Genomic DNA, 21,830 nt, shown 5'->3' on the forward strand with positions numbered 1-21,830 from the left:
TCCGTCGTGGGCCCCCCGGCCGGCCCGCACCCACCGTCGACAGCCACCCCAGGGGAGCAGATGAGCGAGCAGAACGGTCCGGCCCCCGAGGTCGACCAGCCCGATGCCGTGACCGCCGAGGTCGTGGACGAACCCACCGCACCCGCCACCGGCCAGGTGCCGGGCGAGGACGACGACCCGGCCGCCCGCCAGCTGGCGGAGCGCACCGAGGACCTGCAGCGGGTCACCGCTGAGTACGCCAACTACCGGCGGCGGGTCGACCGCGACCGGGTGACCGTCGTGGACCAGGCGGCCGAGCGGTTCGCCGGTCAGCTGATCCCGGTCGTCGACGACATCGAGCGGGCCCGTGAGCACGGCGACCTGACCGGTGCGTTCAAGGTCGTCGCCGACCGCGTGCTCGGGCTGCTCGACGGCCTGGGCGTGACCACCTTCGGCGCGCCGGGCGACCCGTTCGACCCGGCCCTGCACGAGGCGGTCCTGCACGACACGTCCGCCGACGTGCAGGTGCCCACCGCGACCACAGTGCTGCGGCCCGGGTTCCGGCGCGGTGACCGCGTGCTGCGCACGGCGATGGTCGGCGTGACCGACCCCGAGCAGCCGGCACCGGCCGCGCCGGTGACGGCCGAGGACACCCCGGCCGGCTGACCGGCTCCACCGCGGTCGGGGCGACCTCGCGTCGCCCCGACCGCACCCGAACGATCCCGTCCGTCCACCGGACGCACACCGAGCAGGAGGGGGGCGCCCGATGAGCACCCGGGACTTCATCGAGAAGGACTACTACGCCGCGCTGGGCGTCGCCAAGGACGCCGACGCCGCCGCGATCAAGAAGGCCTACCGGGCGCTGGCCCGCGACCTGCACCCGGACAAGAACCCCGGGAACGCGCAGGCCGAGGCCAAGTTCAAGGAGGCCTCCGAGGCCTACGGCGTCCTCTCGGACACCCAGAAGCGCAAGGAGTACGACGAGGCCCGCCGGCTGTTCGGCAGCGGCGGGTTCCGTCCCGGCGGCGCCGGCGGCGGCTTCCCCTCGGCCGGCGGCTACCCCTCCGGTGGTGGCGCGGGGCAGCCCTTCGACCTCGGTGACCTGTTCGGCGCGGCCGGCGGCCAGGCCGGCGCCGGCACCCGTGGCGGTGGCCTCGGCGACCTCTTCGGCGGGTTGTTCGGCGGCGGGGCGAGCGCTCCCGGCGGCACCCGCAGCAGGCAGCAGGCCGCGTCCGGCCCCGCGCGCGGGCAGGACGTCGAGACCGAGGCCACCCTCGCCTTCGACGAGGCCGTGCTGGGCGTGACGGTGCCGCTGCGCATGCAGAGCCCCGGGTCGTGCCCCACCTGCCACGGCACCGGCGCCAAGCCCGGCACCGCGCCGCACGCCTGCCCGGTCTGCGGCGGCGCGGGCGTGACCAGCCGCAGCCAGGGCGCGTTCGCGTTCTCCGAGCCGTGCCGCGAGTGCCGGGGCAGCGGCTCGGTCGTCGACGACCCCTGCGCCACCTGCAAGGGCAGCGGGATCACCGACCAGGTGCGCACCATCACCGTGCGCATCCCGGCCGGCGTCAAGGACGGCCAGCGCATCCGGCTGGCCGGCAAGGGTGCTCCCGGTCGCCGCGGTGGTCCGGCCGGCGACCTGTTCGTCGTCGTCCACGTGACCGGCAGCGAGCTGTTCGGCCGCAGCGGCGACGACCTCACCCTCGACGTCCCCATCACCTTCGCCGAGGCCGCCCTGGGCACCACGCTCACGGTGCCCACCCTCGACGGCACGGTCTCGCTCAAGGTGCCGCCGGGCACCTCGGGCGGGCGCACCTTCCGGGTCCGCGGCCGCGGCGTGCACGGCAAGTCCCGCACCGGTGACCTGCTGGTCACGGTGACCATCGCGGTGCCCGGGTCGCTGAGCCCCGAGGCGCGGGCCGCGGTCGAGGCGCTGGCCGCCCAGCTCGACGAGGACCCCCGCCCCGAGGTGACCGCCGCCGTGCGCACCGGAGGGGGTGCATGAGGTGACCGACCCCCGGTCCGTGGCCGACGACGCCCCGGTCTTCGTCATCTCGGTGGCCGCCCAGCTGGCCGGCATGCACGCCCAGACGCTGCGCCAGTACGACCGGCTCGGCCTGGTGAGCCCTGGCCGCACGGCCGGCGGCGGCCGCCGGTACAGCCCCCGGGACGTCGCCCTGCTGCGCGAGGTGCAGCGGTTGAGCCAGGAGGACGGCGTCAACCTGGCCGGCATCAAGCGGATCATCGAGCTCGAGTCGCAGGTCGAGGCTCTGCAGGACCGGGTGCGCGAGCTGCTGGCCGAGGTCGAGGTCGCCCAGCACCGGGCCCTGGCGGCCGAGTCCGCGTTCCGGCCCGACTTCGGCCACCCCTCCCCGGGCACCGCCCTGGTGGTCTGGCGGCCGCGCGGCCCGCGGAGCAGCCGGTGACCCCCGGGAACCCCGACGGGTCCCCGCACGTCGAGGAGCACGTGAGCACCGCGACGACCACCGCCGACCCCGCCGCGCACGAGGCGCACGTCCAGCTCGAGCGCGAGATCGCCCTGCTGCTCCGCCGGGCCCGCGCGATCCAGGGCCGGCTGGCCGGTGAGCTGCACAGCGGGCTGGACGGCGCCGCCTACGGGCTGCTGGTCCTGCTCGACGACGCCGGCCCGCTGCGCGCCAGCGACGTCGTCGTCCGGCTGGGGCTGGACAAGTCCACGGTCAGCCGGCAGGTCGCGTCCCTGGTGGACGCCGGGCTGGTCGACCGGGTCGCCGACCCCGACGACGGCCGTGCGCAGGTGCTGTCCACCTCGGCCGAGGGCCACCGGCGGCTGTCCGAGATCCGCGACGCGCGGCGGGCCCGCTGGGAGGCCGACCTGGCCGACTGGCCCACCGACGACGTCGCCGCGCTCGGGTCGCTGCTCGGCCGGCTGAACCGGCTGGGCGAGGCCCGCGAGGCCCAGATGGGCACGCCCACCCAGGGCTGAAGCTCTCCACCGGCACCCGACGGCCGCGTCCCCTGCAGGGGACGCGGCCGTTCTGCGTGCTGGTGAGGCAGGTCTCCCGGTATCAGGTTGCAGACAACAACCAACTGCGTGAAGATGGTTGGGGTCTACAAGCAACCCCCTGGAGGTCCCCGTGCAGATCGCGCAGAGCACCGCCGACCGGCTGACCTCCGGTCTGAGCCAGCTCATCCGCACCGGCCGCCACCTGTCGCAGTCCGCGGCGCACGAGCTCTACGGCGACCTGCCCGGCTTCGGCTGGGCCCTGCTGGCCCCGCTCGAGCGGGACGGCGAGCAGCGCTGCAGCGCACTGGCGGCCGGGCTCGGCGTGGACGGGTCGGTGGCCAGCCGGCAGATCGCGGCCCTGGAGAAGGACGGCTACGTCGTCCGCCGGCCCGATCCGCTGGACGGCCGGGCGAGCCTGATCGGCCTCAGCGAGACCGGGGCCGCCGCCCTCGCCCGGACCCGCGCGGTCCGCTCCGGCTGGGCCGCAGCCGCCCTCGCCGGGTGGACCGACGAGGAGGCCGACACCCTCTGCGGCCTGCTCGAACGCCTCACCGCCGACCTCTCGCTCGGGCGACCGCCCCGGACGCCGGCCCCCGCATGAGCCCCGGCGCAGCACCCGCAACCTCGCCCACCACACACCCAGGAGTCCCCCGCATGGCCAGCACCACCGCCGAGCTCGCCCCGGCGCAGCAACAGGGTCGGATGACCCACCGGGAGATCCTGGAGGCCCTCTCCGGCCTCCTGCTCGCCCTCTTCGTGGCGTTCCTGTCCTCCACGGTGGTCTCCAACGCCCTGCCGACGATCATCACCGACCTGCGCGGCAGCCAGAGCCAGTACACCTGGGTGGTCACGGCGACCCTGCTGGCCAGCACGGCGTCCACCCCGATCTGGGGCAAGCTCGCCGACCTGATGAGCAAGAAGCTGCTCATCCAGATCGCCATCGTCGTGTTCGTCGTCGGGTCGATGCTGGCCGGCCTCGCGCAGTCGGTGCCCACGCTGATCGGCTGGCGCGTGCTGCAGGGCCTGGGCCTGGGTGGCCTGCAGGCCCTGGTGCAGATCGCGATGGCCGCGATGATCAGCCCCCGCGAGCGCGGCCGGTATTCCGGTCTGCTCGGCGGCGTCATGGCCGTGGCGACCGTCGGCGGCCCGCTGATCGGTGGCCTGCTGGTCGACACCAGCTGGTTGGGCTGGCGCTGGTGCTTCTTCGTCGGCGTGCCGTTCGCCGTCGTCGCCCTGGTCCTGCTGCAGCGCACGCTGCACCTGCCCACCATCAAGCGCCAGGTGACCATCGACTACCTGGGTGCCGCCTTCCTGACCGCCGGTGTCTCCCTGCTGCTGATCTGGGTCACCCTGGCCGGCGACACCTTCGCCTGGATGTCGCTGGAGACCCTGCTGATGGTCGGTGGTGGCGTGCTCGCCGTCGTCGCGTTCGTCGTCACCGAGATGCGGGCCAAGGAGCCCATCGTCCCGCTGCGCCTGTTCCGCGACCGCACGACGTCGCTGGCGATCATCGCCAGCGTCGCGGTCGGCGTGGCGCTGTTCGGCTCGACGGTCTTCCTCGGCCAGTACCTGCAGATCTCGCGCGGCTACTCGCCCACCGCGGCCGGGCTGCTCACCATCCCGATGGTCGGCGGGCTGCTGGTCTCCTCGACCGTGTCGGGGATCCTGATCTCCCGGTACGGGAAGTGGAAGGCCTACCTCGTGACGGGGTCGGTCCTGGTCGCCACCGGGTTCGGCCTGCTCTCGACGATCGACCACACCACGAACATGGTGCTGCTCGGGGTCTTCCTCGCCGTCCTGGGCCTGGGCATCGGCATGACCATGCAGAACCTGGTCCTCGCCGTGCAGAACACCGTGGCCGCCACCGACCTGGGGGCCGCGAGCTCCGCCGTCGCGTTCTTCCGCAGCCTGGGCGGCACGATCGGCGTCTCGGTGCTGGGCGCCGTCCTCAGCGCCCGGGTGACCACCCTGATCACCGACGGCCTGCCCGCCGGTGCGGCCGGCCAGGCCGGGTCCGGGGACGTCGGGCTGGCCACGCTGAACGACGCCCCGCCGGCGATCCAGGACCTGATCCGGGTCTCCTACGGCGACGCCACCGGGCGGATCTTCCTGATCGCGGCGCTGCTGTCGGTCATCACGGTGGTCGCGGTCGTGTTCATCCACGAGGTGGCGCTGCGCACCGAGAGCGGCGACCAGCGGGTCGCCCAGCAGTCCGCCGACGGCGGCGAGGTCGCGCCCGACGTCCCGGCGGGCAGCACCGCGGCCGTCGACCAGCAGCTGGCCGGTCGGCACGCCGTCGGCGGGGTCGAGGGCCCGGCCGAGCCGGTGCGGGTGACCGCCTTCGTGGGCGACGAGCTCGAGGAGCACGGTCGGCACGAGACGCTGGCCGACCGGGTGCACGCCGGCCGCTGACACCGCACGCGACGAGGGCACCCTTCCCCGCGGGGAGGGTGCCCTCGTCGTGTCCGGGTCAGGAACCGCCCGAGCTGGCGTCCGCGCTGCCCGAGGACGACGTCACGCCGGACCCCGCGGAGATGCCGGAGTCGGTGGACGACGAGGTCGTGGAGTCGGAGGACGACGTGGACCCGGTGCTCGTCGACGTCGTCCCCGCGTCGGTGGTGGCGGACTCGGCGGTGGAGGTGCTGCCGGTGTCCGCGAGGGCGATGGTCGTCGCGCTGGTGCCGACCAGGACGGCGGTGGCGACGCCGGCGGTGGCCAGCCGCAGCCGCAGCGTCCCGCGCCGACGGGCTTCCAGGGGGCTCTCGGGTTCCATGCCGAGCACGCTCCTCCCGGCGTCCGTGCGGGGGCTGTGCGCCGCCCGTGGATGCACGAAGGGCCCCTCCCGCACGGGGAGGGGCCCAGGTGACGTGCTGGAACGGCCTGACCCTGCGGCCAGGTCCTCGCTCAGGAGACGAGCGCGGCGTCCAGGGTGATCTCGACGCCGGTGAGGGCCTTGCTGATCGGGCAGCCGGCCTTGGCGGCCTCGGCGGCCTTCGTGAAGCCGGCCTCGTCGAGGCCGTCGACCTCGCCGCGGACGGTGAGCTTGATGCCGGTGAGCTTGAAGCCGCCGTCGCCGGAGTCCGGGCCGAGCGAGACGTCGGCGGAGACCTCGAGGGACTCGGGGGTGCCGCCGGCCTGGGCGATCAGGGCGGACAGCTGCATGGCGTAGCACGAGGTGTGCGCCGCGGCGACGAGCTCCTCGGGGGAGGTGGCCCCGCCGGCGTCGTCGGCCGCGCGCTTCGGGAAGGAGACCTCGAAGGTGCCCTGCTTGGAGCTGGTCAGCTCGACCTGGCCGGACCCGTTCTCGAGGGTGCCGTTCCAGGCGGTGCGTGCGGTGCGGGTGGGCATCGGTGCTCCTTCGTCGTCGCGGGCAGCCGACGATCGGCCACCCATTCGATCGTGCACAACCGATCAGGCCGGTGCGGTGTTCCCGTCGGCGGCGACCCGGTCGGTGAGCGTGCGGAGCTCGGCCTTGAGGTGGTCGAACTCGGCGATCGTCAGACCCAGTGCCCCGATCATCTCGTCCGACACCTGCAGCGCCTGCGACTGCAGGGCCTTGCCCTCGGCGGTGAGCTGGATGGAGACCGACCGCTCGTCGTCGACGCGCCGGTGCCGGGTGACCAGGCCCGCGGTGGTGAGCCGCTTGAGCAGGGGCGACAGCGTGCCCGAGTCCAGCGCCAACCGGCTGCCGAGCTGACCCACGGTCTGTCCGTCGGTCTCCCAGAGCAGCATCATGACCAGGTACTGCGGATAGGTGAGGCCCATCCGGTCCAGCATCGGGCGGTAACGAGCGGTGACGGCTCGCGACGCTGCGTACAGAGCGAAGCAGAGTTGGTCGTCCAGCTCGACGCTGGGTGACGGCGTGTCGGACATGAGGAGAGCCTAAGGGGCGGAGGCCAACCATGTGACGCCCACCCGTTCCGAGACCACCGCGTAGGTTGAGCGGAACAGACTCAACCTCGTGCTCGTTGGACCGCACGACACCCACCCGTACGAGAGGACACCGCCCCGACCATGGACAAGCTGACCACCCGTTCGCAGGAGGCCATCGCCGCTGCCCAGCGGCTGGCGGTCGACCGCGGCCAGGCCGCGCTGGAGCCGTTGCACCTCCTGCTGGCCCTGCTGGACCAGACCGACGGGATCACCGGTCCGCTGCTGCAGGCCACCGGCGCGATCCCCGGTGAGGTGCGCGCCAAGGCCGACGCCGCGCTGCGCCGGCTGCCGAGCGTCTCGGGCTCGACGGTGGCCGCGCCGTCCCCGTCGCGGGACTTCCTGCGGGTGGTCAACGCCGCCGGCGAGCAGGCCACCGCGCTGGGCGACGAGTTCGTCTCCACCGAGCACCTGCTGGTCGGGCTGGCCGCCGTGGGCGGCGAGGCCGGGTCGGTGCTGACCGGTGCCGGGGCGACCGACGACGCGCTGCTGGCTGCCTTCCGCACGGTGCGCGGGTCCCGCAAGGTCACCTCGGCCGACCCCGAGGGCACGTTCAAGGCGCTGGAGAAGTACGCCGTCGACCTCACCGAGCGCGCCCGCGACGGCAAGATGGACCCGGTCATCGGCCGGGACACCGAGATCCGCCGCGTCGTCCAGGTGCTCTCGCGTAGGACCAAGAACAACCCGGTGCTGATCGGCGAGCCCGGCGTCGGCAAGACCGCCATCGTCGAGGGCCTGGCCCAGCGCATGGTCGCCGGCGACGTCCCCGAGAGCCTGAAGGGCAAGCGGCTCATGTCGCTGGACCTCTCGGCGATGGTGGCCGGCGCCAAGTTCCGGGGGGAGTTCGAGGAGCGGCTCAAGGCCGTGCTGCAGGAGATCACCGACTCCGACGGCGAGGTCGTCACCTTCATCGACGAGCTGCACACGATCGTGGGCGCCGGCGCCAGCGGCGACTCCGCGATGGACGCCGGCAACATGATCAAGCCGATGCTGGCCCGCGGCGAGCTGCGCATGGTCGGCGCCACGACGCTCGACGAGTTCCGCGAGCACATCGAGAAGGACCCGGCCCTGGAGCGCCGCTTCCAGCAGGTGTTCGTCGGCGAGCCCACGGTCGAGGACACCATCGGGATCCTGCGCGGGCTCAAGGAGCGCTACGAGGTGCACCACGGCGTGCGCATCACCGACGCCGCGATCGTCTCGGCCGCCACGCTGTCCGACCGCTACGTCACCGCCCGCTTCCTGCCCGACAAGGCCATCGACCTGGTCGACGAGGCCGCCAGCCGGCTGCGCATGGAGATCGACAGCCGCCCGGTCGAGGTCGACGAGGTCGAGCGCGTCGTCCGCCGGCTGGAGATCGAGGAGATGGCGCTGGCCAAGGAGGAGGACGAGGGCTCCCGGGCCCGGCTGGTCGCCCTCCGCGAGGACCTCGCCGACCGGCGCGAGCTGCTCGACGAGCTGACCGCCCGCTGGCAGCATGACAAGGGCGCCATCGACCGGATCCGGGAGACCAAGGAGCGGCTCGAGACGGTGCGCCAGGAGGCCGAGCGCGCCGAGCGGGACGGCGACCTCGCCCGGGTCGCCGAGCTGCGCTACGGCCAGCTGCCGGCCCTGGAGAAGGCGCTGGCCGACGCGTCGGCGAGCACGGGGGAGGCCTCGATGCTCAAGGAGGAGGTCGGCCCCGACGACATCGCCGAGGTCGTGCAGGCCTGGACCGGCATCCCCGCCGGCCGGCTGCTCGAGGGCGAGACCGCCAAGCTGCTGCGCATGGAGGAGGTCCTCGCCGGCCGGGTCGTCGGCCAGCCCGAGGCCGTCCGTGCGGTGGCCGACGCTGTCCGCCGGGCCCGCTCCGGGGTCGCCGACCCCGACCGGCCCACCGGTTCCTTCCTCTTCCTGGGCCCCACCGGCGTCGGCAAGACCGAGCTGGCCAAGGCGCTGGCCGAGTTCCTGTTCGACGACGAGCGGGCGATGGTCCGCATCGACATGAGCGAGTACTCCGAGAAGCACTCGGTCGCCCGGCTGGTCGGGGCACCCCCCGGCTACGTCGGCTACGAGGCCGGCGGTCAGCTGACCGAGGCGGTGCGGCGTCGTCCGTACACGATCGTGCTGCTGGACGAGGTCGAGAAGGCCCACCCCGACGTCTTCGACGTGCTGCTGCAGGTGCTCGACGACGGCCGGCTGACCGACGGGCAGGGCCGCACCGTCGACTTCCGCAACACGATCCTGGTGCTGACCTCCAACCTGGGCTCGCAGGTCATCGCCGACCAGTCGATCCCCGCCGAGGCCAAGCGCCGGGCGGTGGACGAGGTGGTGCGGTCGCACTTCAAGCCCGAGTTCCTCAACCGGCTCGACGACGTCGTCGTCTTCCGCCCGCTCGGCACCGACGAGCTGACCGGCATCGTCGACATCCAGGTCGCCGTCCTGGCCCGCCGGCTGGCCGCGCGCCGGCTCACCCTCGAGGTGTCCGCCGCGGCCCGCGAGTGGCTGGCCATGAACGGGTTCGACCCGGTCTACGGGGCCCGGCCGCTGCGCCGGCTCGTGCAGTCGGCGATCGGCGACCAGCTGGCCCGCGCGCTGCTGGCCGGCGACGTCCGGGACGGCGACACCGTGCTGGTCGACGTGGCCGGGGAGCTGGCCGATGGTCTCACCGTGCGGCGGTCGGGGGCGGCCTCCACCGAGGAGCCACCCGGAGCCCCCCGGGAGCTGACGGCCTGACCGCGGTGCCCGCCGGTGTGCCCGGCCGGCGGGCACACCGGCGCGTCCCGGGTCGCCTGCACCGGCGATGCCCGTCATGATCTTCCCGCCCGGGTGTGCCGGGGCCGATCGAGGAGGACGCATGACGTCAGGACAGGGACACCCCGGCGACTGGGGCCAGCCCGGACAAGGGCAGCCCCCGCAGGGTCAGCAGCCGGGCTACGGCCAGCAGCCCGGCTACGGCCAGCAGCAGCCCGGCTACGGCCAGCAGCCCGGCTACGGCCAGCAGCAGCCCGGCTACGGGCAGGGCGGCTACCCCTCGGCCCCGCAGGCCGGCTGGGGCACCCCCGGCCAGGTGCCGGCGCGGCCGAAGAACGTCACCAACGGCGTCTACGCCTTCGTGGCCGCCACGGTCGTCGGCCTGATCGGCTCGATCATCACGTTCGCGAGCCTGGACACGATCCTGGACAACGCCTACCGGGACGCCGGCATCGACCCGAACTCGGTCGACGCCTCGCTGTCGGGGGTCAGCTCGGGAGCGGCGAGCGCCGGGGCCGTCGTCGGGCTGATCTTCTTCGCCGCCTACTGCGCGATCATCTGGTTCGCCTACCAGGGCAAGAACTGGGCGCGGATCACGCTGTTCGTGCTGGGTGGGCTGAGCCTGGTCTCCGGGCTGTTCGGCATCGGGGGCACCGGGATCGCCATCCTGACGATCGTCAGCATCCTGCAGCTGCTGCTCATCGCCGCGGGCATCTTCTTCCTGGCCCAGAAGGACTCCAGCGCCTGGTACGCGGCCAACAAGGGTCGCTGAGCCGAGCGCGGGCCCCGTCGTCCCCCGGGACGGCGGGGCCCGTCGTGCTCGTCAGCCCGTCGCCGGGAGCCAGTCGCGGGTGGTCCTGGCCAGCAGGCTGGCGACCGAGGCCACGCAGAGCACGAGCACCAGCAGGGTCAGCACGGTCGTGCCGCCGGCCTGCAGGGTCGACAGCAGGGTGCGCAGCCCGAGGAAGAGCGCGGCACCGACCGCCAGCCACCGGCCCCACGACCGCCGGCGGAGCAGGGCCAGCGCGCCGACCCCGGCGGCCAGGCCCAGCACGAGGTAGAGCACCTGACCGAGCACCAGCGACCGGGTGATCGCGGCCCGGTCCAGGTCCGGCTGCGCGGCCAGGAAGCGGTCGACGACGGCGTCCTGGCCGACGAGGCCGAGCACCGCGCTGGCCACGAGCAGCACCGCCAGGGCCAGCAGGGCACCGACGGCGACGCGGACCGACGGGGGAGCGGGCGCGGGCTCGGTCACCACCCCACCCTGGCACGGGCCCGCACACTGGTGGGGTGAACCCCCCGGCCCTGGACCACGAGGCCGCGAACCACGAGGCCGCGCAGCGCGAACCCCGGGTCGTGGGCACCGGTCGCGCGACAGCTGCCCTGACCGGCGTGCTGTCCGCCGCGGTCGCCCTCGGCGTCGGCGAGCTCGCCGCCGGCGTGGTCGGGTCGTCGTCCAGCCCGGTGGTCGCGGTGTCCGACGCAGCGGTGCGGGCCACGCCCGAGGGGCTGAAGGAGTTCGCGATCGCCACCTTCGGGGCGGCCGACAAGGCGGTGCTGGTCGGCGGCGTGCTGGTCGTCGTCCTGCTGTGGGCGGTCGGGACCGGGCTGGCGGCGCGCCGCCGGCCGGCCGCCGGGGTCGTCGCGGTGGGCCTGTTCGGCCTCCTCGGGGCGGTCGCGGCGGTCACCGGCCCGACCGGGTCGCCGCTGGACGCCGTCCCCTCGGTGCTGGCCGGCATCGCCGGGGTCGGGGTGCTCCTCGCGCTGCTGCCACGGCTGCAGGCCCTGGCCGCCGGGCCGGACCCGGGCCGGCGCGGGGTGCTGCTGGCCGGGGGTGCGGCCCTGGGTGCCGCCGTGGTCGCCGGCGGGGGCGGGCTGGTGCTGCAGCGCCGGTTCGCGGTGGCCGACGCCCGCGAGGACCTCGTGCTGCCCGACCCGACCGACCCGGCTCCCGCACTGCCCGACGGCGCGGACCTGGCCGGTGCCGTGGACGGCCTGACCCCGCTGCTGACCTCGGCCGACGACTTCTACCGGGTGGACACCGCGATCAGCGTGCCCCAGCTGGACCCCAGCACGTGGGCGCTGAGCGTGACCGGGATGGTCGACCGGCCCGGGTCGATCACGCTGGCGCAGCTGTTCGCCCGCCCCGACGTCGTCGAGCGGGACATCACGCTGACCTGCGTCTCGAACGAGGTCGGCGGCACGCTGGCCGGCAGCGCGCGCTGGTTGGGTGTGCCGCTGGGTCCGCTGCTGCGGGAGTTCGGGGTGCAGTCCGGTGCCGACCAGCTGCTGTGCCGCTCGAGCGACGGCATGACCATCGGGACGCCGACCCGCGCCGCGCTGGAGGTCCCCGACGCGATGCTGGCCTTCGGCATGAACGGCGCGCCGCTGCCGGTCGAGCACGGCTTCCCGGTGCGGATGGTCGTGCCCGGGCTGTACGGCTACGTGTCGGCCTGCAAGTGGCTGACCGGGATCGAGGCGACCACGTTCGACGCGCAGGACGCCTACTGGGTGCAGCGCGGCTGGGCGGCCGAGGGGCCGATCAGGATCGCCTCCCGGATCGACACCCCGGTCAGCGACGCCGCCGCCGGCACCGTGGTCGTGGCCGGGGTCGCCTGGGCCCAGGGCACCGGGATCGACCTGGTCGAGGTCCGGGTGGACGACGGCGAGTGGCGGCGGGCGGAGCTCGCACCCGAGGCCACGGTGGACCTGTGGCGGCAGTGGTACCTGCCGGTGCAGCTGCGCAGCGGCGAGCACCAGGTCTCGGTGCGGGCCACCGACGCGGACGGACGACGGCAGCCCGAGGAGCAGGCGCCGCCGTTCCCCTCCGGCGCGACGGGCTGGCACACCATCACGGTGGACGTGGCCTGATGCCCGACACTGGACCCATGACCAGCACCCGCCTCGCTCGCGGCGCCCTGATCGCGGCCACCGTCGTCCTGCTCGGCACCGGCTGCTCCTCCGACTCCGGCGACAGCACCGCGGCCGCCACCTCGACGGCCGCGACGACGTCCGCCGAGGCCACCGACACCGGCCCCGTCGGTGCGGGCTGCGCGCAGCTGACCGCCGACCCCGCCCTGCTGAGCACGGCGGCCACCCAGCCGGTCGCCACGGCCGCAGCCGGCACCCCGTTGCTGACCACCCTGGCGTCGGTGGTGGGCTCGGCCAACCTGACCGCCGCGCTCGACGCCCAGACCGACATCACGGTGATCGCCCCGGCGAACTCGGCCTTCGACGCCGTCCCCGCCGACCAGATCAACGCCCTGGTCGCGGATCTGCCCCGGCTCACCTCGGTGCTGCAGCACCACGTGATCAGCGGCCGGCTGGCCCCCGACCAGCTGGTCGGCGACCACACCACGCTGCTGGGCGACACGCTCACCGTCGGGGGCACCGCCGACGCCCCGACCGTGTCGGCCGACCAGACGCTGCTCGGCACGGCCGACGCGACGCTGGTCTGCGGCAACGTGCAGACCGCCAACGCCACGGTCTACATCGTCGACCAGGTGCTCAGCCCGGAGGCGTGATCGACCCGGGCGGGATCAGTTCCGCCGGGCGATCGCGCCCGACAGCACCGTGGCGAACGCCGTCCACGCCGCGTACGGGACCAGGGCGGCCGCGGCCGGCCGGCTGACCCGGTCGGCCCGGCGCACCAGGTCGACCGTGGAGGCGGTCAGCGCCGCGGACTCCAGCGTCGCCAGCCACGGCCGGTGCGCCCGGAAGAAGATCGGCGTCCAGGCCGTGTTCAGCGCCAGGTTGGTCGCGTAGGCGCGGGCGAAGTCGTGCCGCTGCTGCGCGTCGGCCTTCACCAGCACCTCGCCGCCGGCCCAGGCGATGCCGGTGTAGAGCGCGCTCCACACGATGCCGAAGGCCTGCGGCGGCGGGTAGAAGGAGGGCTTGTCGAGCCGGGCGAACCAGCGGCTGCCCGGGTCGGTGGCCAGGCCGCCGACCACGGCGGAGCCGACGGCCAGTGCTGCGGCGGCGACCCGGTCCGAGGAGATCGTCATGCCGCGATCGTCGTCCTCAGTAGGGTCGGCCGCATGACGGCGACCACCCCGCACCCCGACCGGACCCGGCTGCAGGAGCTGATCACCGACCTGGCCGTGGTGCACGGGAAGGTCACGCTGTCCTCGGGGCGCGAGGCCGACTGGTACATCGACCTGCGCCGGCTGACGCTGCACCACGAGGGTGCGCCGCTGGTCGGGCGCGTGATGCGCCAGCTGACCGCCGACCTGCGCTACGACGTCGTCGGCGGGCTGACCCTGGGTGCCGACCCCGTGGCGACGGCGATGCTGCACGCGGCCGGCGACGGCGAGGGGTTCCTGGACGCCTGCGTGGTGCGCAAGCAGGGCAAGGCGCACGGGCTGCAGCGCCGCATCGAGGGCCCCGAGGTCGCCGGGCGGAGGGTGCTCGTGGTCGAGGACGTGTCGACCACCGGCGGCAGCCCGCTGACCGCCGCCGAGGCGCTGGTCGAGGCCGGTGCCGAGGTCGTGGCGATCGCGGTCATCGTCGACCGGGGCGCCCGCGCGGCCGTCGAGGCCGCCGGCTACGAGTACCGCGCCGCCTTCTCCCTCGAAGACCTCGGCCTTCAGTCCGGCTGATCCGGCCGCGTCGCAGGGGCCCGCCGCGAGCTCGCGAGTGGTGGGGGGCGACGGGGTCCTTCTGCTCGGCCTGGCGTAGCCGGTGGGCGCTGGCGTCGAGGTCAGGCGGGGCGGCCCGAGCGGCGGTTGCGGACGACCTCGATCACCACGGGCACCAGCGAGAGCGCGACGATGCCCAGGATGAACAGCTCGACGTGGTCGCGGACGACGGCGACCTGACCCAGCCAGTAGCCCAGCAGGGTCACCCCGCCGGCCCACAGCACCCCGCCGATGACCGACCACACGGCGTAGCGGCGGAAGTCCATCAGCGAGGCCCCGGCCATCACCGTGGCGAAGGTGCGGATGATCGGCACGAAGCGGGCCAGCAGGATCGTCCGGTTGCCGTTGCGGTCGAAGAACTCCTGCGACTTGTGCACGTACTCGGCCTTGAAGAGGCGGCTGTCGGGCCGGTTGAACACGGCCGGGCCGACCCGCCGGCCGATCCAGTAGCCCACCAGGTTCCCGACGATCGCGGCCAGCGGCAGCACGACGAGCAGCACCCACAGCGGCACCGTGAACACCCCGCCGGCCACCAGCAGCCCGGCGGTGAACAGCAGCGAGTCGCCGGGCAGGAAGAACCCGACGAGCAGCCCGCACTCGGCGAACAGGATCACCGCGATCCCGATCAGCCCGAAGGTGTTGATGAGGTGCTCGGGGTCCAGGAAGGAACTCACGGGCGGGGACCGTACGTGCGCGGGCTGTGAGAACCCTGGACGAGCTGGGGCGTGTCGGTGCCAGGTCGTACCGTGGTCACGTGACCGCCACCACAGCGACGACGACGTCGCCGACCGCGTCCACGCCCGCCTGGTTGGCCGAGCTCACCGAGGCGCTGGGCGCCGGCAGCGTGCTCACCGACCCCGACGTGACCGCCGCCTACGCCCGCGACCAGGCGATGCTGGCCCACGCCGGCACCCCGGCGGCCGTCGTGCTGCCGCGCACCACCGCCGAGGTGTCCGCGGTCATGCGGATCGCGAGCGCCCACGGCGTGCCCGTCGTCCCGCGGGGTGCCGGGTCGGGGCTGGCCGGTGCCGCCAACGCGGTCGACGGCGCGATCACGCTGGTCATGACCCGCATGGACGCCGTGCTCGAGGTGTCCACCGCCGACCGGCTGGCCGTCGTCCAACCGGGGGTGGTGAACAAGGCCCTGCGCGACGAGGTGGCCCGGCACGGCCTGTTCTACCCGCCCGACCCCAGCTCGTACGACTGGTGCACGATCGGCGGCAACCTGGCCAACAACTCCGGCGGCCTGTGCTGCGTGAAGTACGGCGTGACCACCGACTACGTGCTCGGGCTCGAGGTGGTGCTGGCCGACGGGCGGGTGCTGCGCACCGGGCGGCGCACCGTCAAGGGCGTGGCCGGGTACGACCTCGCCAAGCTGTTCGTCGGGTCCGAGGGCACCCTCGGCGTGATCACCGAGGCCACCCTCTCGCTGCGGCCGGCCCCGCAGACCCCCGTCACCCTCGTCGCCACGTTCTCCACCACCGCGCAGACCGGGCAGGTCGTCGAGGCCGCGGTGAGCTGCGGCGTCGTCCCCAGCCTGTTCGAGGTGATGGACCAGACCTGCATCCGGGCCGTCGACGACATGCTCAAGGCCGACCTCGACCGCGACGCGCACGCCCTGCTGGTCGCCCAGTCCGACGCCGGGGGCGAGGCGGCGCTGGCCGAGATGGAGGTGCTGGCGCAGCTGTGCCGCGACGCCGGCTGCGACCTGGTGCACGTCACCGACGACGCCGCCGAGGGCGACCTGCTGCTGGCCGCCCGCCGCATGGCGCTGCCCGCGCTCGAGGCGTTGGGCACCACGCTGATCGACGACGTCGCCGTCCCCCGGTCGCGGATCGCGGCCTTCCTCGACGGCTGCGACGCGATCGCCCGCGACCGCGGCCTGGTCATCGGGGTGGTCGGGCACGCCGGCGACGGCAACATGCACCCGACGATGTGCTTCGACCCCACCGACGACGACCACCGCGCCCGGGCCTTCGCCGCCTTCGACGACGTCCTCGAGCTGGGCCTGTCGCTGGGCGGCACGATCACCGGCGAGCACGGCGTCGGCAACCTCAAGACCGGCTGGCTCGAGCGCGAGATCGGCCCCGTCGGCCTCGACGTGCACCGCTCCGTCAAGCGTGCGCTCGACCCCGACGGCCTGCTCAACCCCGGGAAGATGTTCAGCGCGGGCTGATCGCGGGCACCGGGGCCCTGTGTCGAAGCAACGGCTGGTGGTCATCGGGGGCGATGCGGGCGGGATGTCGGCGGCGGCGCAGGCGCGCCGGCTCGACGAGGAGCTCGAGATCGTGGTCCTGGAGCAGGGGCGGGACACCTCGTACTCGGCCTGCGGGATCCCGTACTGGATCGGCGGTCTGGTCGACTCCCGCGAGGACCTCGTGGCCCGCACCCCGGCCGAGCACCGCGAGCGCGGGCTCGTCGTCCACACCTGCACCCGGGCGACCGGCATCGACCTCGAGGCCGGCCGGGTGACCAGCCACGACGGCCGCACCTTCGACTACGACACCCTGCTGGTGGCCACCGGGGGTCGGCCCACCCGGCCGCCGATCGACGGCCTGGACGCACCCGGGGTGTTCGGCGTGCACCGCCTCGACGACGGCGACGCGATCCGGGCCTGGATCGCCGACCTGCCCGCCGGGGCCCCCGCGGTGGTGATGGGTGGGGGCTACATCGGTCTGGAGATGGCCGAGATGCTGCAGACCCGGGGGCTGGACGTCACCGTCGTGCTGGCCGACCCGCTGCCGATGGGCCTGCTGGACGCCGACATGGGCGAGCGGGTGTGCGCCGCGATGCGGGAGCAGGGCATGACGGTGCACACCGACCAGGCCGTGCGCGAGGTGCTGCTGGACGACGCCGGCACGGCCCGCGGCGTGCGCACCGACCAGGGTTCCTACGAGGCGCGGGTCGTCGTCCTCGGGCTCGGCATGGGGCCCGAGGCCCGGCTGGCCGCCGACGCCGGTCTCGGCATCGGGGTGACCGGGGGGATCGACGTCGACGCCACCATGCGCAGCCGCACCCACGACAACGCCTTCGCCGCCGGCGACTGCGTGCAGACCTACCACCGGCTCACCGGCGAACCGGCCCACGTCGCGCTGGGCACCCACGCCAACAAGCAGGGCCGGGTCGCCGGCTCGGTGATCGCCGGCCGGCCCGCCCGGTTCGCCGGCGTGCTGGGCACCGCGCTGACCAAGGTGGGCGGCCTCGAGATCGGCCGCACCGGGCTGTGCACCACGCAGGCCGAGGCCGCCGGCTTCGCGTTCCGGCACGAGACGATCGAGGCCACCACCCGGGCCGGGTACTACCCCGGGGCCGAGGACCTCGCGGTGAAGCTGATCGCCGAGGAGGGCTCCGGTCGCCTGCTCGGTGCGCAGGTCGTGGGCGGTGCCGGTGCGGGCAAGCGCATCGACGTCCTGGCCACCGCGATCTGGGCGGGCATGACCGCCGACGAGCTGGCCGGGTCCGACATCTCCTACGCGCCGCCGTTCTCCCCGACCTACGACGCGGTCTCGGTCGCGGCGCGGGTGGTCAGCCGCACCGAGCGGGGCTGACGCTCAGGCCGCCGTCCACCCGGGGTCGCCCGGCTGCAGCGCGGGCGCCGTGCGTGGTCGACGCGGCGTCGTGCGCACCAGGAGCCAGGCGCCGCCGGCCGACACGGCCACGGCCAGCAGCTGCAGCCACGCACCCCGGACGACCTCCGGCGGGTAGACCACGAGGAGGGCCAGCGTGGCCAGGTGCGCGGCTGCTGCGGCGTACGCCGCGACAGCCGCGGTGATCGCCGCGCCCCGACGGGCCACCCAGGTCAGCAGCACGAGCAGGGCCGTGGGGACGGCGAAGACCACGGCGAGGATCGCGACGGTCTCGGTGTAGGCGGCGTCCCCGTCCGCGTAGGGCCGGGCGGCCTGGTCGGCGGCGTCCTGGAGGGCGACCACGGCCACGGTGGCCAGCATGCCGAGGAGGACGACGGTGACCACCCACCGAGCCCACCGGGCGCCCGGTACGGCGGCCAGCCCGAACAGGGGTGCGGCGACCAGACCCGCGAAGGTGACCACGACGGCCAAGGACAGCAGCGGCAGCGGCACCAGGTCGGTGCCGACGAGGCCGGTGCCGGTGACCGACCGCGGTGCGCCGTCGGGGCCGCGGACGACCGCCCAGGGCGTGATCCCACCCAGTCCGGCACCGAGGACGAAGCCGGTCACCAGGAAGAACCAGGCCAGCAGTGGGCCCCACCACGGCGGGGAGCTGCGGGGCGGCGGCCCGGTCGGCGGCGTCCAGGCGGGGGCCGCCGCACCGGGCCCGGGCGGGGGCGGGCCGTCCGGGGACCAGGGCCGAGGTGCAGTCATGCGGGGAGATGGTGCCCGATGCCCACGTCGCCCGCTGTCGTCGTCCCCCGTCCGGGCGGGATACTTGCCGGCGAGCAGGACCACCTCGATCGACAGGAGCGTCACCGTGCCCATCGCGACCCCCGAGGTCTACGCCGACATGATCAGCCGGGCGAAGGAGGGCGGCTTCGCCTACCCGGCCATCAACTGCACCTCGTCGGAGACGGTCAACGCCGCGCTGCGCGGGTTCGCCGAGGCCGGCAGCGACGGCATCATCCAGTTCTCCACCGGCGGCGCGGAGTTCATCTCCGGCACCCGGGTCAAGGACATGGTCGTCGGCGCCAGCGCGCTGGCCGAGTACGCGCACGTCGTCGCGAAGCAGTACCCGGTGCAGGTCGCGCTGCACACCGACCACTGCCAGAAGGAGAAGCTGGACTCCTACGTCCGGCCGCTCATCGCGCTCTCGCAGGAGCGGGTCGACCGGGGCGAGAACCCGCTGTTCCAGTCGCACATGTGGGACGGCTCGGCCATCGACCTGGACGAGAACCTGTCGATCGCCGAGGAGCTGATCGCCAAGACCTCCGCGGCCAAGATCGTGCTGGAGCTCGAGATCGGCGTCGTCGGCGGCGAGGAGGACGGCGTCTCCCACGACATCAACGACAAGCTCTACACCGCCCCCGGCGACTTCGTGCAGACGGCGAAGACCCTGGGTCTGGGCGAGAAGGGCGTCTACCTGCTGGCCGCCACGTTCGGCAACGTGCACGGGGTCTACAAGCCGGGCAACGTGCAGCTGCGCCCCGAGATCCTCAAGGAGGGCCAGGAGGTCGTCGTCGCCGAGCTGGGCCTCGAGGCCGGCAGCAAGCCGTTCAACCTGGTCTTCCACGGCGGGTCGGGCTCGTCGCAGGAGGAGATCCGCGAGGCCCTCTCCTACGGCGTGGTGAAGATGAACGTCGACACCGACACCCAGTACGCCTTCACCCGGCCCATCGCCGGGCACATGTTCAGCAACTACGACGGCGTGCTCAAGGTCGACGGCGAGGTCGGCAACAAGAAGGTCTACGACCCGCGCACCTACATGAAGGCCGCCGAGCTCGGCATGGCCGCGCGCGTGCAGACCGCCTGCGAGGACCTGCTGTCGGCCGGGAAGTCCCAGGCGTGACCCACGCGCACCGGGACCTGCTGGGCCCCCCGCCCGAGACGCTGCTGCCCGAGACCCCCGAGGCGTCGGCGGCGCTGGCCGCCGGCACCCCGGCCGCCGAGGTCGCCGCCGCGCACCCCACGGTCAGCGCCGCCTGGGCCGCGCTGGCCGAGGAGGCCTTGGCCGGCGGCCGGACGATCGAGGCCTACGCCTATGCCCGCACCGGCTACCACCGCGGCCTGGACGCCCTGCGCCGCAACGGCTGGAAGGGCTTCGGCCCGGTGCCGTGGCGGCACGCCCCCAACCAGGGTTTCCTGCGCTGCGTCACCGAGCTGGCCAAGGCCAGCGAGGCCATCGGCGAGACGGCCGAGACCCAGCGGCTGACCGAGCTCCTGCGCGACTGCGACCCCTCGCTGGCGGCGTAGCACCGCGGCGCAGCCGCTGGTCCCACCCACGTCGTCCCGGGCATCCTCCCGCCCTGCGGGGCCACCGGATCCCGGGACGACGTGGGTGGGCGGGGGCTCGGGCGGGAGGGTGCCCGGCGTGGCACGATCCGACGGTGAGCAGCGTGGCTCCACCCGCAGGGGACGGCTCTCCCGTCCTCGACCACCGGCGCAGCCCGGTGCGGGGTGCCCCGAGGAGAGGAACACCGTGAGCACCGACAACGTCCGCTGGTTCGCCGATCTGGGCATGGGTGATCTGGAGGAGGTGGGGGGCAAGAACTCCTCGCTGGGGGAGATGATCTCCAACCTCGCGGATGCGGGGGTGAAGGTCCCCGACGGGTTCGCGACGACGTCGTCGGCGTACCGGTCGTTCCTGGGTGACACCGGTCTGGCGGAGCGGATCACCGAGAAGCTGGGCTCGCTGGACGTGGATGACGTGCGCGCGTTGTCGGCGGCGGGGAAGGAGATCCGCGGCTGGATGGTCGACCAGCCCTTCCCTGAGGCGTTGGAGGCCGACATCCGGGCCGCCTACGAGCAGCTGGCCTCCGATGCGGAGTTGTCGTTCGCGGTGCGGTCCAGCGCGACCGCCGAGGACCTGCCCGACGCCAGCTTCGCCGGGCAGCAGGAGACCTTCCTGAACGTGCGGGGCATCGAGAGCATCCTGACCGCGATCCGCGAGGTGTACGCGTCGCTGTACAACGACCGGGCGATCGCCTACCGGGTGCACCACGGCTTCGACCACGACGCGGTCGCGCTGAGCGCCGGTGTGCAGCGGATGGTGCGGTCGGACATCGGCTCGTCCGGCGTCATGTTCACCATGGACACCGAGTCCGGTTTCCCGGATGCGGTGTTCATCACCAGCGCGTTCGGCCTGGGTGAGGGTGTGGTGCAGGGTGCGGTGAACCCGGATGAGTTCTACGTCTACAAGCCCGCGCTCAAGGCCGGGAAGGCCGCCGTCCTCAAGCGGGGGGTGGGCGCGAAGGCGACCAAGATGGTCTACACCGACGACGCGACCGTCGGCCGGACGACGGAGTTCGTGGACGTCGACGACGCGCAGCGCCGCACCTTGTCCCTCACCGACGACGAGGTGCTGACCCTGGCCCGCTACGCGGTGACCATCGAGGAGCACTACGGGCGTCCGATGGACATCGAGTGGGGCAAGGACGGTCTGGACGGGCAGCTGTACGTGCTGCAGGCCCGGCCCGAGACGGTGGTGTCCCGCGCTGGCAGCACGCTGGAGCGGTACAAGCTGACCGGCACCGGTGAGGTGGTGGTGGAGGGTCGGGCGATCGGGCAGAAGATCGGCGCCGGCGCAGTCAAGATCCTCACCGACATCGAGCAGATGGCCGACTTCGCCCGCGGTGATGTGCTGGTCGCGGACATGACCGACCCGGACTGGGAGCCGATCATGAAGCGCGCGTCGGCGATCGTCACCAACCGCGGCGGGCGGACGTGCCACGCGGCGATCATCGCCCGCGAACTGGGCATCCCCGCCGTGGTCGGCACCGGTGATGCCACCCGCACCCTGACCGACGGGCAGGAGGTGACGGTCTCCTGCGCCGAGGGCGACGTCGGCAACGTCTACGAGGGGTTGGTCGACTTCGAGGTCACCGAGACCCGGCTGGACGCGATGCCCGACATCCCCACCAAGATCATGATGAATGTGGGGAC

General features: G+C 73.8%; 23 protein-coding genes. 16 read left to right on the forward strand and 7 right to left on the reverse strand.

From position 1 onward, the window contains the following. The first annotated feature begins 60 nt into the window (after positions 1–60). The 6 genes from grpE to BLS67_RS22910 all read left to right on the forward strand — a co-directional run bounded on the left by grpE (position 61) and on the right by BLS67_RS22910 (position 5,374). Positions 61–645, forward strand: coding sequence for a nucleotide exchange factor GrpE (grpE, locus tag BLS67_RS22885; RefSeq protein ID WP_242654299.1), 585 nt, complete (start codon positions 61–63; stop codon positions 643–645). Between the two features lie 100 nt (positions 646–745). Next, entirely contained in the window at positions 746–1,981 is a 1,236-nt protein-coding gene (dnaJ, locus tag BLS67_RS22890; protein ID WP_091250689.1) for a molecular chaperone DnaJ, read from the forward strand. Position 1,982: 1 nt separating this feature from the next. Continuing rightward, positions 1,983–2,402, forward strand: coding sequence for a heat shock protein transcriptional repressor HspR (locus BLS67_RS22895; protein WP_091250690.1), 420 nt, complete (start codon positions 1,983–1,985; stop codon positions 2,400–2,402). Further along, a complete protein-coding gene (locus BLS67_RS22900; protein ID WP_242654300.1) occupies positions 2,399–2,941 on the forward strand; it encodes a MarR family winged helix-turn-helix transcriptional regulator in 543 nt (180 codons plus the stop codon). The genes BLS67_RS22895 and BLS67_RS22900 overlap by 4 nt, the downstream gene beginning before the upstream one ends. Before the next feature lie 151 nt (positions 2,942–3,092). Next, a complete protein-coding gene (locus tag BLS67_RS22905; protein WP_091250693.1) occupies positions 3,093–3,563 on the forward strand; it encodes a MarR family winged helix-turn-helix transcriptional regulator in 471 nt (156 codons plus the stop codon). A 53-nt stretch (positions 3,564–3,616) separates the two neighbouring features. After that, positions 3,617–5,374, forward strand: a complete 1,758-nt coding sequence (locus BLS67_RS22910; protein ID WP_242654301.1) for an MFS transporter — start codon at positions 3,617–3,619, stop codon at positions 5,372–5,374. Between the two features lie 58 nt (positions 5,375–5,432). Here the strand turns inward: BLS67_RS22910 and BLS67_RS22915 are convergent, their stop codons facing one another. The 3 genes from BLS67_RS22915 to BLS67_RS22925 form a co-directional block, all read right to left on the reverse strand. After that, positions 5,433–5,735, reverse strand: a complete 303-nt coding sequence (locus BLS67_RS22915; protein ID WP_131801831.1) for a hypothetical protein — start codon at positions 5,733–5,735, stop codon at positions 5,433–5,435. Positions 5,736–5,866: 131 nt separating this feature from the next. Beyond that, positions 5,867–6,310: an OsmC family peroxiredoxin gene (locus BLS67_RS22920; protein ID WP_091250698.1), complete on the reverse strand. Its 444-nt coding sequence runs from the start codon at positions 6,308–6,310 to the stop codon at positions 5,867–5,869. A 63-nt stretch (positions 6,311–6,373) separates the two neighbouring features. Then, the gene (locus BLS67_RS22925; RefSeq protein WP_091250701.1) at positions 6,374–6,835 is read right to left on the reverse strand and encodes a MarR family winged helix-turn-helix transcriptional regulator; all 462 of its coding nucleotides are present in this window, start codon (positions 6,833–6,835) and stop codon (positions 6,374–6,376) included. Between the two features lie 141 nt (positions 6,836–6,976). On the opposite strand from BLS67_RS22925, the gene clpB reads away from it, so the two are divergent. Beyond that, complete coding sequence (gene clpB / locus BLS67_RS22930; protein WP_091250704.1) at positions 6,977–9,604, forward strand: ATP-dependent chaperone ClpB; 2,628 nt, start codon at positions 6,977–6,979, stop codon at positions 9,602–9,604. Between the two features lie 121 nt (positions 9,605–9,725). Next, entirely contained in the window at positions 9,726–10,394 is a 669-nt protein-coding gene (locus BLS67_RS24240) for a hypothetical protein (RefSeq protein WP_091250708.1), read from the forward strand. 51 nt (positions 10,395–10,445) lie between these two features. Here BLS67_RS24240 and BLS67_RS22940 read toward each other — a convergent pair whose 3' ends face one another. After that, on the reverse strand, positions 10,446–10,877 hold the full coding sequence (locus BLS67_RS22940; protein WP_131801832.1) for a hypothetical protein: 432 nt from the start codon (positions 10,875–10,877) through the stop codon (positions 10,446–10,448). A gap of 35 nt (positions 10,878–10,912) precedes the next feature. Here BLS67_RS22940 and BLS67_RS22945 point away from each other — a divergent pair, with 35 nt between their 5' ends. Further along, the gene (locus tag BLS67_RS22945; protein ID WP_207500845.1) at positions 10,913–12,493 is read left to right on the forward strand and encodes a molybdopterin-dependent oxidoreductase; all 1,581 of its coding nucleotides are present in this window, start codon (positions 10,913–10,915) and stop codon (positions 12,491–12,493) included. A gap of 17 nt (positions 12,494–12,510) precedes the next feature. Beyond that, positions 12,511–13,146 carry a fasciclin domain-containing protein gene (locus tag BLS67_RS22950; protein WP_091250716.1) on the forward strand — a complete coding sequence of 212 codons (636 nt, stop codon included), beginning with the start codon at positions 12,511–12,513 and terminating at the stop codon, positions 13,144–13,146. A 15-nt stretch (positions 13,147–13,161) separates the two neighbouring features. Here BLS67_RS22950 and BLS67_RS22955 read toward each other — a convergent pair whose 3' ends face one another. After that, complete coding sequence (locus tag BLS67_RS22955) at positions 13,162–13,626, reverse strand: TspO/MBR family protein (protein WP_091250719.1); 465 nt, start codon at positions 13,624–13,626, stop codon at positions 13,162–13,164. A 33-nt stretch (positions 13,627–13,659) separates the two neighbouring features. Here BLS67_RS22955 and pyrE point away from each other — a divergent pair, with 33 nt between their 5' ends. After that, positions 13,660–14,220 carry an orotate phosphoribosyltransferase gene (gene pyrE, locus BLS67_RS22960; RefSeq protein WP_091250723.1) on the forward strand — a complete coding sequence of 187 codons (561 nt, stop codon included), beginning with the start codon at positions 13,660–13,662 and terminating at the stop codon, positions 14,218–14,220. Between the two features lie 101 nt (positions 14,221–14,321). Here pyrE and BLS67_RS22965 read toward each other — a convergent pair whose 3' ends face one another. Next, complete coding sequence (locus BLS67_RS22965; RefSeq protein WP_091250726.1) at positions 14,322–14,933, reverse strand: DedA family protein; 612 nt, start codon at positions 14,931–14,933, stop codon at positions 14,322–14,324. 80 nt (positions 14,934–15,013) lie between these two features. On the opposite strand from BLS67_RS22965, the gene BLS67_RS22970 reads away from it, so the two are divergent. After that, a complete protein-coding gene (locus BLS67_RS22970) occupies positions 15,014–16,435 on the forward strand; it encodes an FAD-binding oxidoreductase (protein WP_091250730.1) in 1,422 nt (473 codons plus the stop codon). 19 nt (positions 16,436–16,454) lie between these two features. Further along, on the forward strand, positions 16,455–17,807 hold the full coding sequence (locus BLS67_RS22975; RefSeq protein ID WP_091250733.1) for an FAD-dependent oxidoreductase: 1,353 nt from the start codon (positions 16,455–16,457) through the stop codon (positions 17,805–17,807). A gap of 3 nt (positions 17,808–17,810) precedes the next feature. Here BLS67_RS22975 and BLS67_RS22980 read toward each other — a convergent pair whose 3' ends face one another. Next, positions 17,811–18,599 (reverse strand): hypothetical protein, encoded by a 789-nt coding sequence (locus BLS67_RS22980; RefSeq protein ID WP_131801833.1) that lies wholly within the window; start codon positions 18,597–18,599, stop codon positions 17,811–17,813. A 106-nt stretch (positions 18,600–18,705) separates the two neighbouring features. Between BLS67_RS22980 and fbaA the strand changes: the two genes are divergently transcribed. The 3 genes from fbaA to ppsA all read left to right on the forward strand — a co-directional run. After that, the gene (gene fbaA / locus BLS67_RS22985; RefSeq protein WP_091250740.1) at positions 18,706–19,737 is read left to right on the forward strand and encodes a class II fructose-bisphosphate aldolase; all 1,032 of its coding nucleotides are present in this window, start codon (positions 18,706–18,708) and stop codon (positions 19,735–19,737) included. After that, on the forward strand, positions 19,734–20,141 hold the full coding sequence (locus BLS67_RS22990; protein ID WP_091250743.1) for a DUF3151 domain-containing protein: 408 nt from the start codon (positions 19,734–19,736) through the stop codon (positions 20,139–20,141). The genes fbaA and BLS67_RS22990 overlap by 4 nt, the downstream gene beginning before the upstream one ends. Positions 20,142–20,367: 226 nt before the next feature. Continuing rightward, positions 20,368–21,830 (forward strand): phosphoenolpyruvate synthase (ppsA, locus tag BLS67_RS22995; RefSeq protein ID WP_242654302.1); only part of this gene is annotated, 1,463 nt, incomplete at its 3' end.

Origin of the sequence: Klenkia soli (assembly GCF_900103975.1) — a bacterium.
Lineage (GTDB): Bacteria > Actinomycetota > Actinomycetes > Mycobacteriales > Geodermatophilaceae > Klenkia > Klenkia soli.